The organism is Shimia fortis (assembly GCF_040225985.1).
In the GTDB taxonomy this organism is placed as follows: domain Bacteria; phylum Pseudomonadota; class Alphaproteobacteria; order Rhodobacterales; family Rhodobacteraceae; genus Shimia.
In genome coordinates, this window is sequence record NZ_JBBPEU010000002.1 from 47560 (window position 1) to 62778 (window position 15219).

General features: G+C 63.6%; 21 protein-coding genes. All 21 read right to left on the reverse strand.

The window, feature by feature from the left end; genetic code table 11:
• The 21 genes from WNE31_RS03410 to fabD all read right to left on the reverse strand — a co-directional run bounded on the left by WNE31_RS03410 (position 1) and on the right by fabD (position 15102).
• Positions 1-438, reverse strand: a complete 438-nt coding sequence (locus tag WNE31_RS03410) for a C40 family peptidase (RefSeq protein ID WP_349978299.1) — start codon at positions 436-438, stop codon at positions 1-3.
• A complete protein-coding gene (locus tag WNE31_RS03415; RefSeq protein ID WP_349978300.1) occupies positions 435-1322 on the reverse strand; it encodes a DUF2163 domain-containing protein in 888 nt (295 codons plus the stop codon). The genes WNE31_RS03410 and WNE31_RS03415 overlap by 4 nt, the downstream gene beginning before the upstream one ends.
• On the reverse strand, positions 1322-1954 hold the full coding sequence (locus WNE31_RS03420; protein ID WP_349978301.1) for a DUF2460 domain-containing protein: 633 nt from the start codon (positions 1952-1954) through the stop codon (positions 1322-1324). Before WNE31_RS03420 ends, WNE31_RS03415 begins: the two co-directional genes overlap by 1 nt.
• Positions 1955-1969: 15 nt before the next feature.
• Positions 1970-2632, reverse strand: coding sequence for a phage tail tape measure protein (locus WNE31_RS03425; RefSeq protein ID WP_349978302.1), 663 nt, complete (start codon positions 2630-2632; stop codon positions 1970-1972).
• Positions 2619-2828, reverse strand: coding sequence for a rcc01693 family protein (locus tag WNE31_RS03430; RefSeq protein ID WP_349978303.1), 210 nt, complete (start codon positions 2826-2828; stop codon positions 2619-2621). Before WNE31_RS03430 ends, WNE31_RS03425 begins: the two co-directional genes overlap by 14 nt.
• Positions 2825-3148: a gene transfer agent family protein gene (locus tag WNE31_RS03435; protein ID WP_349978304.1), complete on the reverse strand. Its 324-nt coding sequence runs from the start codon at positions 3146-3148 to the stop codon at positions 2825-2827. The genes WNE31_RS03430 and WNE31_RS03435 overlap by 4 nt, the downstream gene beginning before the upstream one ends.
• 2 nt (positions 3149-3150) lie before the next feature.
• Positions 3151-3564, reverse strand: a complete 414-nt coding sequence (locus WNE31_RS03440) for a phage major tail protein, TP901-1 family (protein WP_349978305.1) — start codon at positions 3562-3564, stop codon at positions 3151-3153.
• Between the two features lie 18 nt (positions 3565-3582).
• Positions 3583-3993: a DUF3168 domain-containing protein gene (locus tag WNE31_RS03445; protein WP_349978306.1), complete on the reverse strand. Its 411-nt coding sequence runs from the start codon at positions 3991-3993 to the stop codon at positions 3583-3585.
• On the reverse strand, positions 3990-4328 hold the full coding sequence (locus WNE31_RS03450; protein WP_349978307.1) for a head-tail adaptor protein: 339 nt from the start codon (positions 4326-4328) through the stop codon (positions 3990-3992). The genes WNE31_RS03445 and WNE31_RS03450 overlap by 4 nt, the downstream gene beginning before the upstream one ends.
• A gap of 11 nt (positions 4329-4339) precedes the next feature.
• Positions 4340-4930: a head-tail connector protein gene (locus WNE31_RS03455; RefSeq protein ID WP_349978308.1), complete on the reverse strand. Its 591-nt coding sequence runs from the start codon at positions 4928-4930 to the stop codon at positions 4340-4342.
• A 146-nt stretch (positions 4931-5076) separates the two neighbouring features.
• The gene (locus WNE31_RS03460) at positions 5077-6258 is read right to left on the reverse strand and encodes a phage major capsid protein (RefSeq protein ID WP_349978309.1); all 1182 of its coding nucleotides are present in this window, start codon (positions 6256-6258) and stop codon (positions 5077-5079) included.
• A 33-nt stretch (positions 6259-6291) separates the two neighbouring features.
• A complete protein-coding gene (locus WNE31_RS03465) occupies positions 6292-6846 on the reverse strand; it encodes an HK97 family phage prohead protease (RefSeq protein WP_349978310.1) in 555 nt (184 codons plus the stop codon).
• A 23-nt stretch (positions 6847-6869) separates the two neighbouring features.
• Complete coding sequence (locus WNE31_RS03470) at positions 6870-7097, reverse strand: GTA head formation protein, RCAP_rcc01685 family (RefSeq protein WP_349978311.1); 228 nt, start codon at positions 7095-7097, stop codon at positions 6870-6872.
• Positions 7090-8271 (reverse strand): phage portal protein, encoded by a 1182-nt coding sequence (locus tag WNE31_RS03475; RefSeq protein ID WP_349978312.1) that lies wholly within the window; start codon positions 8269-8271, stop codon positions 7090-7092. Before WNE31_RS03475 ends, WNE31_RS03470 begins: the two co-directional genes overlap by 8 nt.
• A gap of 109 nt (positions 8272-8380) precedes the next feature.
• Entirely contained in the window at positions 8381-9736 is a 1356-nt protein-coding gene (locus tag WNE31_RS03480) for a DNA-packaging protein (protein ID WP_349978313.1), read from the reverse strand.
• The gene (locus WNE31_RS03485) at positions 9660-10001 is read right to left on the reverse strand and encodes a hypothetical protein (RefSeq protein ID WP_349978314.1); all 342 of its coding nucleotides are present in this window, start codon (positions 9999-10001) and stop codon (positions 9660-9662) included. Before WNE31_RS03485 ends, WNE31_RS03480 begins: the two co-directional genes overlap by 77 nt.
• 198 nt (positions 10002-10199) lie before the next feature.
• Complete coding sequence (mltG, locus tag WNE31_RS03490) at positions 10200-11357, reverse strand: endolytic transglycosylase MltG (protein WP_349978315.1); 1158 nt, start codon at positions 11355-11357, stop codon at positions 10200-10202.
• Positions 11357-12616 carry a beta-ketoacyl-ACP synthase II gene (gene fabF / locus WNE31_RS03495; RefSeq protein WP_349978316.1) on the reverse strand — a complete coding sequence of 420 codons (1260 nt, stop codon included), beginning with the start codon at positions 12614-12616 and terminating at the stop codon, positions 11357-11359. Before fabF ends, mltG begins: the two co-directional genes overlap by 1 nt.
• 232 nt (positions 12617-12848) lie before the next feature.
• Positions 12849-13082 (reverse strand): acyl carrier protein, encoded by a 234-nt coding sequence (locus tag WNE31_RS03500; protein ID WP_028091986.1) that lies wholly within the window; start codon positions 13080-13082, stop codon positions 12849-12851.
• Between the two features lie 265 nt (positions 13083-13347).
• On the reverse strand, positions 13348-14085 hold the full coding sequence (gene fabG, locus WNE31_RS03505) for a 3-oxoacyl-[acyl-carrier-protein] reductase (RefSeq protein ID WP_349978317.1): 738 nt from the start codon (positions 14083-14085) through the stop codon (positions 13348-13350).
• Positions 14086-14160: 75 nt separating this feature from the next.
• A complete protein-coding gene (fabD, locus tag WNE31_RS03510; protein ID WP_349978318.1) occupies positions 14161-15102 on the reverse strand; it encodes an ACP S-malonyltransferase in 942 nt (313 codons plus the stop codon).
• Between the last annotated feature and the right edge of the window lie 117 nt (positions 15103-15219).

The window sequence follows — 15219 nt, forward strand, 5'->3', positions numbered from 1 at the left end:
TCACTCTCCTTTCACTGGAAATGCAAACCGCGCCACGATCCGGCGGCGCCACGCGGGGCCAAGCGGGCTTTCCATGACCGCATGGCCCGAATAGGCATGGATGAAACTTGCCTCTGGCCCGATCCGGCCCGCAATCCCCAGATGCTTGGCCACGCCGCGCGCGCGCATCCGGAACAAAAGCACATCCCCAGGGGCCTCGTGAACCAGGGGCTTGGCGCGCAACCACCGCGCAGCAGCACGCCAAAGCACCTCGTCGCCCTGTGGTTCGGACCAGTCCATGCTATAAGCGGGCACAGGTTCGGGTTCCTGCCCGATCAGGTCGCGCCACACCCCGCGGATCAACCCCAGACAATCGCACCCTGCCCCCTGACACGCGGCCTGATGCAGATAAGGCGTACCGATCCAGCGGCGCGCCAAGGTGACAACGTCCTCTCTCATTCGCGCAGGCTCCCGCCATCATTCACGCCGTTGCGCGACGGATAGGCAGTCATCCAGTCATCGCCGGGAATGTCGGGAAAGCCGCGGAAATCGACCGCATTACCGAATTTCAGACGGCAGGTTTCAAACCGCCCGTCCGTGCCCGCGTCCAGCCGCACGCGATCCCCCGGCACCAGCGGCGCGCGGATCGGCTCCCACAGCTCGATGATGCGCTTGTTATCCGCGAACGTATCGGCCTTGATGCTGCCGGTCAGACCCACGGCCTCGCCCGACAACACCGTCAGCTTGCCACGCTGGAACCAACCGGGCTCAAAACCCGCCATGTTGTCCCAGGTCAGAATCCAGTTGTCCGTTACGTCGACCACGTCGCGCAGGTCGAAATACCCCGGCGTCTCCGAAAAATTGCGACGACAGGCACAGTCTTCGCCAGCAGCACAGGCTTTCTGGAACACGCGCCCCATCGGCTGGTTCAGGCTTTCGGTCAGGCCCCGCAGCTCGGCGTGAAACGCGCCACCCGCGCGCCGCAGCTCTCCGATGGCCCCGCGAAACAGGATGCTGCGCTCGGCGACATTCGCCCAGTTCACCAGCCAACAGACCACCTCGGCCCCGTCAAACCGGCCCGCCTCGATGTCTTTTTCACTGATGCTGGCATCACTCAGCGCGCCAAGCGCCTCGGTGTTGTCCACCGAAAGACCCGTCGACTGGTCCAGCGCCGCCGCCGTCACGCCGGTTTCGGCGCGAAAGGTGATACCTTCAAAGACAAGATCACAATCATGGTCTGTAAATCCGAACCCGACACCATCCTTGCGGCGCACGCTCCAACAGCGCGCGACGGTGGTCAGCCCGGATTTCATGTGCTGCACAAGGGCATTCTGAACCGCCATCAGACCCGCACCTCCACCACCGGCACATTTGGCACATCCCCTGCCTGGAAACTGGCCACGCTGGTCTGGATGCGGTCCGTGTCAAAGCGGACCGGCACGTCGAATTCAAACCCCGCTGTGATCTCAGCGTCTGGCGGGGGAATTTCGATAAACCGGACCTTGCCGGTGGCGTAATCCACCGTGAAATGCAGGCTTTCCTGCAATTCATCACCCGCGATACCCACCTTCACCGTGCCTGCCACGGGTTTGGCAATCGGACGGGCATAACGCGCATCGCCCGAGACATAAGTCTTGTGCAACTGGAAAGTGGCACTTTCACCATCGGCCACCGCGATGACCTGGTCGCGGTATTCCACCTCTCCCGAGGCCTTGCTGGATTTGTAATCCGACCAGTCTTTCCAGCGAAAGCCATACATCTGTCCGCGCCGCGCCTCGAAAAACGCGATCAGCGTTTCGATATCATCCAGCGACCGCAGCCCGATCCCCGCGTCATAGCGCCGGCGCGAATGCGCCCAAGGCGTGTTGCGCTGTTCGAACCCGTTGGCCAGTGTCACCACATCGGTGCGCCGCTCGGGACCGCCGATCGAGCCAAAGCTCAGATTTGCCGGAAACCGGACCTCGTGAAATCCCATGTCTGTTCTCCCCTGTTACCGATTGCGCTGTCCGCGCCCCAGAATGCGCCCCATCTGCGCAGCCATCTGTCCCTGGCTGCGCCGGAACCCTTCGACATCCGGCGTCTGGATGTGCATCACCACATTGATGGGCCGTCCGCCGCCTGCCGCGCGCACCCCCAGTTTGCCGTCACTGCCACGGCTGAGCGGCATGATCGCCTCGGGGCCCGCCTCACCCATCAAGCCGATCCCGCCCCGCATCGGAAAGGTCACAGGCCCCGAGACCACGCCGCCATTGGCAAAGGGCATGACACGGCCCTGCGAAAAACTGCCCCCGTCGGCAAAGGGCAGGATGCCCTGCATCAACGTGCCAATCCCGTTGGCAATCGATCCGCTGATATGGTCCGTCACGGGCTTCATCGCGGCGTTGTAGGCCGTGTTCATCAGCGACCGCCCGACATCGCGCAGCGCATCCGACAGCTTGGCCCCGTCAAACACCACGTCATCAAAAGCGCGGCGCAAACCACGGCTCAGGCCCCGCTCCAGTGTCTTGGCGTCCTTACCGGTGTCGGCCAGCGCCCGGCGCATATTGCGCAGCTCGGTGTCGAACACCGCCGCCACCGTGGTGGCCTGCGCCAGCGACATCTCCAGCGCATCCACCTGCGCCTCGAAATCGCCAATTGCCTCAGTCTCGCTCATCTCGTGATCCTTCCGTCTTGTCCGGGTAGGCCGCCAAAAGGGCGTCCAACCCCGCGCGTGACAGGGCCGCAGGCGCCTGCCCCTGCCCCAGCATCATGCGCAATTCCGCAGGGGTCAGCGCCCAGAACGCCTGCGGGGACAGGCGCAACCCCGCAATCCCCGCCCGCATCAGGGCGGGCCAGTCAAACAGGCTCATGCCGCATCACCGGGCAACGCAAAGGCCCGCGCCAGAAGCTGTGCCGCCACCTGTGCCGCCTGCATCGGCCCACCCGTGATATCGGCCTGCAACAGCGCCCCCGCGTCGCCCTGCCAGCCCCCCCCGCGCAGGCCCGCCACGATCAGCGCCACCACATCGCGCGAGGAAAACGCCCCGCCTTCGAACCGCTCGACCAGATCGACCAGCGATCCACTGTCCAGCCCCGCCTCCAGTTCCGCCAACGCCCCAAGCGTCAGTTTCAGAACGTGACGCTGCCCGTCGATCACCAGCGCGACCTCGCCTGCGTAAGGGTTGGCCATGGTCACAGCGCCACGAAGTTCAGCGCGCCAGCCGACGCCAGCGACAATTCATATGTGGCCTCACCGTTATGACTGCCCGCATATTCGATGGCGGTGACCTGAAACGGCCCTTCGATGGTGCCGAAATCTGGAATGATGACCTGAAAATCCGGCATCTCCCCGTCGAAAAAGATCTGACGCGCGCGTTCATCCGTGCTTTCGTCCTTGAAGATACCCGAGCCCGAAATCGCTGCCGATTTCACACCGGCCCCCGCCAGCAGTTCACGCCAGCCGCCCTGGCTTTCAAGGCTGGTCACATCCACGCTTTCCGCGTTGAAACTGATCCGCGTGGCCCGCAGCCCCGCGATTGTCTCGAACTGGCCGTCGCCGGTCAGATCCACCTTGATCAGAAGGTCCTTGCCGTTCTGTGCACCCATATCATCTACTCCACTTAGTTAATTGTCTTCGACACGCGCCTGAAAACGCAGGTCGATCCGCCGCGCATTGGCGCTGCCTTCGCGCCGGGCCGTGGCACGGTCGAATTTCAGGAAAACAAGGCGCCCCCGCGCAAGGCCCAGATCGGCCTCGTGCAACAGGTCGCTGATCCGTCCGGCTACCGATTTGGCCACCGTGAACCCCGCCACCGACGACATCACCGACACGGTCAAAGCATGCAGCGCCCCCGCATGGCTGCCGTCCGAGCGGTCGCGCACGGTTTCAGCCCCCAAAACCGCATAAGTCTCGGGCAGATCACCCGCAGGCACCGCATCGTAAATCGCATCCCCGATCAGGGCGGCAAGGGTCGCATCGGCTTGCAAATGCTGATAGATCGCCGCCTGCAGCGGCTCGGCCAGGGCATAGCTCATCGCGCTGCCTCCTCGGTTGCAAAACAGGTCAGGTACCGCCCTTGCGGGTCGCGCTCGGACACCGCGTCAATGGCGAACAGGCGCGTGCCTTCGCGAAACCGCATCCCCGCGACCGGACGGGACGGCGCACCTTGAGGGGCGCCGCGCAACACGATCCGATAGGCGGTGCTGGACAGGGACACTTCTCCGCCATCGCGCTTGCGACCCGTGCGGGCGCGGATATCGGCCCAAACCGTGCCAAGCACGGTCCAGCTTTCGGCAAAGCCACCGGCCCCGTCCGGCACACGCGCGGGCGCCTCAAGAACCAGTTTTCGCGACAGGTGCACATCTCTCATCACATCTCTCATCACATCGCCCCCAGTCGCACCGGACGATAGCGCGCGATCAACGAGGTCACGCCAAACGGCATACATCCCCCGCTCAGCGCCGTGTCGTCGCGGTATTCATAGTAATGCGCCGCCAGCAGCAGCGCCGCCTGCTGCAAATCCGCAGGCAGATCCCACCACTCGGGGCCATAGCCCGCCATAAAGGCCAGGATCACGCGCCCGCCCGTTGGCACCGTCGGCAAACACGCCCCCGCAGGGCGCAACTCGGGCGCCTGCAGATCGGGAAACAATCGATAGGCACTCGGCGCGACAATCGCCTGCTCGCCCGCGCGGTCTTCCAGCGTCACGCTTTCAATCGCGTTCACCGGTGCAACCGGCAAGGGCTGGCGCGTGGGATCGCGCCACTCGGTCAGCGCCCAGCTAAACGACCGCTCGATCAGCACCTTGCCGGTGCGCGCCTCGATGGCCGCCAGTGCAGCACGCAGAAAACTCTCCAATACGCTGTCCTGAAGGCTGTCATCGGAAAATCCGCTCCCCAGCCGCAGATGCGCCTTGAACTCTTCAACCGGAAGCGCCGCCGACGGCACCGGGGTCTCTTCGACTAACATCATGGAATTACTCCGAATATGCGCCCCTCCGACAGATCGGGCGCGTGTCCTGTGCGCCGCTCGAACGGAGGGGACAGCCAGACAACGCAAATCAGCGGACACGCGCCCCCGGGATCAGGCGACCGATGCCGCCTGCCCCACCCGACCGCTTACGCGACCGAGAACTTCAGCAGCTTGATCGCGGCAAAGTCGCTCACGTCGCCGCCGATGCGTTTGGTGGCATAGAACAGCACATGCGGCTTGGCCGAGAACGGATCACGCAGCACGCGCAGATCGGGGCGTTCGGCCACGGTGTACCCGGCCGAGAAATCCCCGAAGGCAATCGCGTTTGCACCCGACGCAATGTCCGGCATGTCCTCGGCAATCAGCACCGGATAGCCCAGCAGACGCGCCGGTTCACCGGCGGCCAGACCGTCCGACCACAGGAAGCGCCCGTCATTGTCCTTGAGTTTGCGCACCGCACCCGCAGTTTTCGAATTCATGACAAAGCTCGCATTGGCGCGATATTCCGCCCCCAGCGCATAAACCAGGACGATCAGCGCATCGCCGCCATTGAACGCCCCGTCGGCACCGGTCGCCACATAGCCCAGCTGCCCCCAGGCCCAGCTTGCATTGGCCACATCCGGATGGGTCAGGAACCCGGTCGGTTTGTCGATACCGTCACCGTTCACAAAGGCCGCGGCCTCGGCGCGGGCAAACTTGTCGGCAATGCGGCCCGCCAGCCAGCCCTCGATGTCAAACGCGCTGTCATCCAGCAGACGCTGCGACGCCTTGGGCAGGGCCGACAATTCATGCAGCGGAATGGTGATCCGCTCGATCGTTGGCGTGCCGGTTTCCGAGGTGGCCGAGGTTTCATCCGCCCAGCCCGCGCCCACATCGGTCGAGTCAATGAGCACATCATACGAGGTCGCCTCGACATTCACCACATTGGCAATCGCCCGCACCGAGGCCGTAGCGTTCAGCACCGACTTGATCTCGTCGCTGGTCTGCGGGTCCACCAGATATCCGCCATCGCTGTTGACCGCAGTCGACAGGGATTTGGCTTCGATCTCAAGGCCGCGCAGGCCGTCATCCTCGCCCGAGCGCAGATAGGCATTGAACGCCTTCTTGTGCGGCGCATCAAACTCGGATTCCACGGCCAGCGCCGGGCGTGCAAAATGTTGCGATTTACGATCAAGCATGGTCAGTCGCTCTTCCTGTTTTTGAAATCGTGCGTGAATATCATCTTTGAAGTCACTGAAGTCGCTCATGAAACCCGTCACGGCAGACTTCACCTCGGTGACCGGAGACACATCTTCCCCGGTCCGAGACTTGGTCTCGGTCTTACCCATCGGTTCTTCCTTGATTTGGTTGTTCGAAACGCCCTAGCGGCGTCTCAATTCCTGACGGGCGCCCTCGAAGGCCGCCGCCAATTCGCGCCATGTCTCGGCATCCGGGGCTTCGCCCTTGGCCGCCACACGCGCACTGGGCAGCATCGGAAATGTCACCAGCGACACTTCCCAAAGCTCCAGTTCCTGCAAGAGCCTGCGGCCCTTTTCATCCTTGCCCGCCTTTACGGTGCGGTATCCGATCGACAGCCCGTCGATGGCCCCCGCCCCGATCAGCGCCGCCGCCTCGCGGCCTTTCGCGACATCGCTCAGCAGCCGCCCCTTGACCCAGAGGCCCTGCGCGTCCTCGCGCACCTCGTCCCAGATACCGATGGGCTGGGCCGGATCATGCTGCCACAGCATCTTGACCGCCCGCCCCGACGCCGCCAACCGCGCCAGCGACGCTGCATAGGCCCCCGTCTGGACGATATCGCCGCCCTGGTCGGTTTTGCCGAACAGGCTGGCATAACCCTCGATCCGGGTGCCGTCGGTCACGTCCAGCCCGTCGCCGAACCGCGCGAACTTGTGTTCAAGCCGCTCTTGCATATCCATTCTCGATCCTTTCCCGAAATCTTTCAGGGCGTCGCGTTCAACAAAGACTGGAACGCCTGTGCCAATATCACCCCGACCACGCCATACACCGTCAGCCACAACCGCCGCTCCAGCCGCTCGATCAGCTCTTCAATCTTGTCGAGCCGCCGGTTCAAACTGTCGAACTGCAACTTGGCCACTCTCTCATGCGCCTCAAGCCGCAGCGCCGGCGCGCAATCAAAGGCTTCGAACCCATATTTCTGCTCACCCATCCGCAGCCCCATCCGCCTGCGCCGGCAGGCCCAACAGGCGGCGTTTTTCGGCCGTACTCAGGAAATCCGCCTCGCGCACCCGTGCCCATTGCGCATCCCGTTCCCCCGCCAGCGCCGGCACCTGATCCAGATCAGGTTTCAGCTCCAGTGCTTCACCCGCGAACCGCGACAGCCACGTCCCAACCGTCGCCGCCACCCGCGTCGCCAGCGGCACCACCGTCAAACGGTAAAACGCACGGTTCGCCTCCTGGTAATTGGCATAGGTCGCATCCCCCTGGATCCCCAGCAGCATCGGCGGCACCCCAAAGGCCAGCGCGATCTCGCGCGCTGCAGATTCCTTGGTCTTCTGGAATTCCATGTCGCTGGGCGAGAACCCCATCGGTTTCCAGTCCAGCCCCCCTTCCAGCAACATCGGTCGCCCCGCATTGCGGGCGCCCTGATGGTGGCTTTCCATCTCGTTTACCAAGCGGTCATACTGGTCCGACGACAGGCTGCCCGCGCCATCCATCCCCTTGTAGACAATCGCCCCCGAAGGCCGCGCCGCATTGTCCAGCAACGCCTTTGACCAGCGCGAAGCCGCATTGTGCACGTCCACCGCCATCGCCGCCGCCTGCAAGGGCGAAAACCCGTAATGGTCATCCTGCGGGTGGAAATTGCGCAGGTGACACACGGTCGGTGTCTCGGACACGTCAAACCTGTGCGCCCGCGCGCCGACCTTGTACTCATAGGCGACCGGCCAACCATCCGCCCCCGGCACAACCCGCATCCGGTCCGAGCGCAGCACATGCAGTTCTGCAGGCATCGTATCTTCGCCGCCCACGGCCTCAAGATAGCCATCCCCCGACAGCAACAATTGCCCGAACAGTGCCTCGAACAGCTCGGCCCGCCCCTGCGCGGGGTTCGGGGCCGCCAGCAAAGACAGCACAGGATGCGCATCAAACCGCTGGCGCCCGTCCTGCAAAACAAGCGGCAAAGCCGCCGCGCTTTCCGCGATCAACTTGACCGAGCGGTACCCCACCGGATTGCCGCTAAACCCCGTCCGGGTCAGAGACACCGTATCACGCGGGCTCCAGGCCACGCGCCCCGCGCTGTGATAGGCCACGACCGGCCCCGTTGCACTCGCCTTCTGCTCGGGCATTTCTGCGGTTTGCCTGCGAAGAAAATCGAATACCATGCGTGTCGCTCCTGCTCTTGCCCCGCCCGCGTCGCCGCTTTGCGCCTTGGACAATTCCGTTATCTCAAAAAGGTGTTAAGACCGCCTCAGACCACCGTACGCAGCCCCGTCACAGGCTGCGCATCTGCGGGCGGCGCCATTTGGCCGAGGGTTCGATCACCAACTCGTGCAAGGCCCAGACCAAGGCATCCACGCGATCAGGGCTGCCCGTGCCCCAATAGCCATCCAGCGCCATCTGGCACATCTGGTCCTCAAGCGCATCGAACGCGCCGACGTGATGCACCTTGCCCTGCTCGTAAAGCGCCGCTACCGGTTCCGCCCGCGCCACCTTGCCGCGCGACGCCCGTACCGCCTTATAGGGCACCAGAGGGTCCACCTGCCGGATCACCTCGGCCACGAGGTCGCCGCCCTGATTGACTTCCGCAACCAGCTTGTCGGCGCCCCAGGTCTCCATCGCCGCAATCGCCACGCGGGCCCAGTTCGCCGGGCTGGCCGCGCGCATCGTCACATCGTCCAGCACATAGGCCTTCCAGTCCTGCACAGGCCCCCGCATGACCACGCCACAGACCACGATCCCGCATTCATCCGACGCGCCATGCCCTGTCACCGGCGGGTCCACCGCCACCACGATCCGGTCCATCTCGGGCGCTTTCTTCACCCGTGTCTTTTCCAGCGCGCCAAGCGTCCACAAGGCCCCCTCGACCTCGTCCAGCAACACCCCGTCCAATTCCTGCCGCCCCAGCCGTGTGCCGGCATAACGTGCGCGCACTTCCTCAAGGAAACTGTCCGCCAGATAGGCGCGGTTCGCCTCGGTCGCGGCATGGGTCACAACCGTGCTCTCCTGTTCTAAGATATCCTTCAACACGCCCACATTGCGCGGCGTGGTCGTTACGCAAACCTGCGGGTGCGTCCCCAGCCGCAACCCGAACTGCAACATGTCCCAGGTCTCGCGCGCCTTCTTCCACTTGGCCAGTTCGTCAACCCAGGCTCCATCAAACTGCGGCCCGCGCAGCGCCTCGGGCTCATGCGCCGAAAACACCTGGGCAATCGCCCCGTTCGGCCAGACCAGCCGCTTGCGCGTTGACTCCCAGGCTGGTTTCCGGTCGGGCGGTGAACACGCCAGAATGCCGCTCTCGCCAAAGATCATCACCTCGCGCACCTGCTCGATGGTTTCCCCGACAAGCGCGATACGCGCGGCCTGCCCCTTGTCCAGCGGCCCCGCGCCCTCAACCATGCTACGCACCCATTCGGCCCCGGCCCGCGTCTTGCCCGCACCGCGCCCGCCCATGATGACCCACGTTTTCCAATCCCCCTCGGGCGGCAACTGATGGTCAAAGGCCCAGAACTCGAACAGGTACGGGAGAGCCAGCAGCTCTCCCTCTCCCAAACTATTCAGGAACCCCTCCCGGGTGCTTGGCCCTGCGCAGGCAAGCCAGACGGCTCCCGATCGCAAGTCGTGCTTCATCGAGGTCGATCTTGTACTCGTGAACGATCCCGCTTCTGTCCTTTCGGCGTTTTTCAAAGATCTTCTCCGTATCAATGGCGGACCGCAGCGTTTGCCGCAATTCGCTCAGCGCCTTGCCCGCTTCTCCGGGGGCTGCAGCGTCTTCCTGTTTCAACCGGACCCTTGCCTGGTCCAGAACATCGCGCAGATCCATCAGCAGCTTGCGCAGTTGCTCGATTTCTCCATCCAGCGGTAACTCGCCCGTAGGCGGCACGAATGATTTCATATGTTTTCACTGCCTCTCATGCGTGGAGTTCCCCTCCGCACACGTGGACCCGTCCCACCGGCCGCGCCCATCCGACAGCCACCACCCTACCCACGCCGCGCTTACAGCCGCTTACCCCACCGTGACGGTGCCTCGCGCCAAACGAAAAAGGCGCGAAGAGGTTTCCCTCTCCGCGCCTTTTGACACTCTGTTAGTTGTTTACTGGTTCTGTTCCCGAAGCTGCCGTTCGATCTCGCGCCACTTGGCCACGTTGCTGTTATGCTCGGCCAGCGTTTCCGCGAAGGCATGGCCACCGGTGCCATCGGCCACGAAGAATATGTAATCCGTCGTGTCGGGATTGACCGCCGCCTCAAGGCTCGCCCGGCCGGGGTTGGCAATCGGCGTCGGCGGCAGGCCCGGAATGACATAAGTATTCCACGGGGTTTCGCGGCGCAATTCGCTCTGACGCAGCCCGCGCCCCAAAACACCCTCGCCCCGCGTGATGCCATAGATCACCGTCGGGTCGGTCTGAAGCCGCATCCCGCGCTCAAGCCGGTTGGTAAACACGCTCGCCACCTGACGGCGTTCCTCGGGCACACCAGTTTCCTTCTCGATGATCGAGGCGAGGATCACCATCTCTTCGGGCGATTTCAACGGCGTGTCCTCGGACCGCCCTTCCCATGCCGCCGCCACAAGGATTTCCTGCGCTTCGGACATGCGGTCGATCACGCTCTGGCGGGTGTCGCCGCTGACCACCTCATAGCTGTCGGGCGCAAGACTGCCTTCTTCGGGCACGTCGACCTCTCCGTCCAGCAGGTCGATCTTGCGCAGCGCGTCCACCACCTGCCAGCTGGTCACGCCCTCGGCCACCGAAATGCGATAGCGCGTATCGGCCTCGCCCCGCTTTTCGGTAAAGGCTTCGGGGGCTTCATCCACCGCCGGATTGAACGCCGCAATCTCGACAAAACGGCCGGTCTGCGGGTCCAGTTCGCGCACCTGCACGCTCTGACGCGTCACGCCAATCCGGTACACGATCTCGGTGCCGCAGGTGCTCGCGCCGCCACGGGTCACGATATCGGCGATCTCTTCCATCGACGCATGCGCCGGCACAAGGAACGACCCCGCCTTCAGCTTGTCCGCCTTGTCGGCATAGTCCACACCCACGCGAAAGATCAAACCATTCGAGATAGCCTGTTTATTTTCAAGGTCTTGAGACACGATCTTCATGTTCGATCCACGCTTGACCTGCAAACAGATCGCCGTGTCCGACGGCCCCTCCGCCGTGTATTCGTTCTGCCCCCAAAGGATCAGACCGCCCAGCAGGAACGCCGCCACGATCAGCAGCGTCAGCGCATTCGCCGCGATGTGGCGTGCCATTAGCCGACCTTTCCGAAGATCACCGACGCATTGGTGCCGCCAAACCCGAACGAGTTCGACAGGGCCACGTTGATCTCGCGTTCGACCTTCTTGTTCGGCGCGAGGTCCACAGGGGTTTCCACCGCCGGATTGTCAAGGTTGATAGTCGGCGGAGCCACCTGATCGCGGATCGCGAGGATCGAGAAAATCGCCTCGATCGCGCCTGCCGCGCCCAAAAGGTGCCCCGTCATCGACTTTGTCGAGGACATCGTGACCTTGGCCGCGGCATCACCCATCATGCGCTCGACCGCGCCCAGTTCGATCGTGTCGGCCATGGTCGAGGTGCCATGCGCGTTGATATAGTCGATATCCTTCGGCTCCAGCCCCGCGTTCTTCAGCGCCGCGCGCATCGAGCGTTCGCCACCTTCGCCGTCCTCGGACGGGGCGGTGATGTGATAGGCATCGCCCGACAGACCATAGCCCAGAACCTCGGCATAGATCTTGGCCCCGCGCGCCTTGGCGTGTTCGTATTCTTCCAGCACGACAACACCCGCGCCCTCGCCCATCACGAACCCGTCGCGGTCGGCATCATAGGGGCGGCTGGCCGATTTCGGATCTTCCGCGCGGCTGGTCGACAGCGCCTTGCAAGCGTTGAACCCTGCAATGCCGATCTCGCAGATCGCCGCCTCGGCGCCACCGGCCACCATCACGTCAGCGTCGCCGAACATGATCAGGCGGGCCGCATCACCAATGGCATGCGCGCCGGTCGAACAGGCGGTCACAACCGCGTGGTTGGGGCCCTTGAACCCATACTGGATGCCAACCTGCCCCGAGATCAGGTTGATCAGCGCGCCAGGAATAAAGAAAGGCGACACGCGGCGCGGGCCTTTCTCGGCCATCATCAGCGTGGTCTGTTCAATCGACTGCAACCCGCCGATGCCCGAGCCGATCATCACGCCGGTGCGTTCGCGGCTTTCGGTGTCTTCCGGCTTCCAGCCCGAATCCTCGACCGCCTGCGTCGCGGCGGCGATACCATACAGGATAAAGTCATCAACCTTGCGGCGCTCCTTGGCGGCCATCCAGTCATCCGGGTTGAACGTCCCCTCCGTCCCGTCGCCATACGGCACCTCACAGGCGTATTTGGTGGTCACGCGTTCGGTGTTGAACCGGGTGATCGGACCTGCGCCCGACTGACCGTCCAAAACCCGCGACCAGCTTTCCTCAACTCCGCAAGCCAGCGGGGTAACCAGACCAAGCCCAGTGACAACGACACGACGCATATTGCAGCCCTTTCCTCAAAAGCGTTTCGAACGCTATTACCGCGCCTTACCCCCTAGGGGCAAGGGCCAGCCCGCCTTTCTGCAGGCTTGCGCCAGGTTTCTGCCCGTACAGGCGAAAATCAACCTGTCGGGTGGGCGCATTCCGGAGGCGTTTCTAGATGCCCCCCGCAAAAGAAAAACCCCCGCCAAATGGCAGGGGTTCCCCGATACCCTTGAAAAGGGTGTCAGAAACTTAGGAGGCTTCGGTGATGAATTTCACCGCGTCGCCGAAGGTCTGGATGGTTTCGGCGGCGTCGTCCGGGATCTCGATGCCGAACTCTTCTTCGAAGGCCATAACCAGTTCCACGGTGTCGAGGCTGTCTGCGCCCAGATCGTCGATGAACGAGGCGTTTTCGGTAACCTTGTCCTCTTCAACACCCAGGTGCTCTACAACGATCTTCTTCACGCGGTCTGCGACGTCGCTCATGTCAATTCCTCATTCGTCATGGGCGCTCTGGCCCTGTGCTCTCCCGCCGGCCGTTTCCCCATCTGGTGTGAACGGCGGGTTCTGTTGTGCCCCAAGGGGCGGCTCTTTGATCCGGTTAAACCCGAAATCCCCCAAGGTCCCCTAGGGCACCCTCGGTAAAATCTTCGCCGCCTATAGCACATCCGACTGCTGAGGCAAACGCTTTCGACAGATGTGCGCTATTGGCGCAATTACAACCCCGCCCGGTTCGCGGACGGGGCTTTTGTTACAGCATGGCCATGCCGCCATTCACGTGCAGGGTCGTGCCCGTGACATAACCGGCCTCGTTGCTGGCCAGATACAAAACCGCCGCCGCGATTTCCTCGGGCGACCCCATGCGGGCGGCCGGGATCTGGGCGTTGATCTTGCCCTTCTGGTCATCGGTCAGCTTGTCGGTCATCGCCGTCGCGATAAAGCCTGGCGCCACGGCGTTGGCAGTGATTCCCCGGCTGGCGACCTCATAGGCGATCGACTTGGTAAGCCCGACCATGCCCGCCTTGGACGCGGCATAGTTGGCCTGACCGGGGTTGCCGGTGGCACCCACGATGGACGAGATATTGATGATCCGGCCCCAGCGCGCCTTCATCATCGGACGCATCACGCCACGGCACAGGCGCATGGTCGAGGTCAGGTTCACATCCAGCACATTCTGCCATTCTTCATCAGACATGCGCATGAAGATCTGGTCCCGTGTGATACCCGCATTGTTCACAAGGATATCAAGGCTGCCCATCGCCGCGATCGCCTGTTTGGGCAGGGCATCCACAGCCTCGGAATCGCCAAGATTACAAGGCAGCACATGCGCGCGCTCGCCCAGTTCAGCGGCCAACGCCTCGAGCGGTTCAACCCGCGTGCCAGACAGACCCACGGTGGCGCCCGCCGCGTGCAAGGCCTTGGCAATGGCCCCGCCAATACCGCCAGACGCGCCAGTCACCAGCGCCGTTTTTCCAGTCAAATCAAACATTTACTTTTCCTTCTTCGTCCAGAACGCCCGCTTTGGCGGTCGGTTCCGGAATATATCCCAAATCTTCTGCGCGGATCAGTTGTTCAGGCTCTCGGCGGCGGCCTTGACGTCGTCGGGCGTGCCGACGGCCTTGCAGACAATCGCGCGGTCGATCCGGCGGATCATCCCCGACAGCGCCTTGCCCGCGCCGATCTCCCACGCCTCGGTAACGCCGTTCTGGCTCATCCAGGCCACCGACTCGCGCCAGCGCACGGACCCTGTCACCTGATCGACCAACAGTGCGCGAATCGTGGCCGCATCCTTGACCGGCTCAGCGATCACGTTGGCCACCACCGGCACCTTCGGCTCCTGCAGATCGACATGGCTCAGCGCCTCGGCCATGGCTTCGGCGGCCGGTTTCATCAGCGCACAATGGAAAGGCGCGCTAACCGGCAGGAGCACGGCGCGCTTGGCACCCTGTTCCTTGGCCAGTTCGACCGCGCGTTCCACAGCGCCCTTGTGGCCCGAGACCACGACCTGCCCCGGATCATTGTCGTTCGCCGCCTGGCAGATCTCGCCTTCCGAGGCCGCCGCCGCGACATCGCGCGCAGTGGCAAAATCCAGCCCCAGAAGCGCGGCCATGGCACCCACGCCCACGGGCACGGCGGCCTGCATGGCTTCGCCGCGTGTGCGCAGCAGGCGCGCGGTGTCCGCCACGCTCAGCGATCCGGCGGCGGCCAGCGCCGAATATTCGCCCAGAGAATGCCCCGCCACGTAAGAGGCCGCGTCAATCGTCACGCCTTCGGATTCCAGCGCGCGCATCGCCGCCAGCGAGGTCGCCATGAGCGCCGGTTGCGCGTTCTGCGTCAGGGTCAGTTGATCCTGCTCGCCTTCCCAGATCAGGGCGCTGAGCTTTTCGCCCAAAGCCTCGTCCACCTCGTCGAAAACGGCCTTGGCCGCCGGATAGGCGTCGGCAAGGGCCTTGCCCATTCCGATGGTTTGGGCACCCTGCCCGGGAAATACGAATGCGCGGCTCATCTGATACCTCGTTTACTTTACGTCTGCCGTTGGGATACCCCGCCCTGCCCAGCGGTGCAACGGCCTTGCGCATCCTTGCACGGGGCCTGTGCGGTTTGCGCCGTGTTCAAGCGGGAG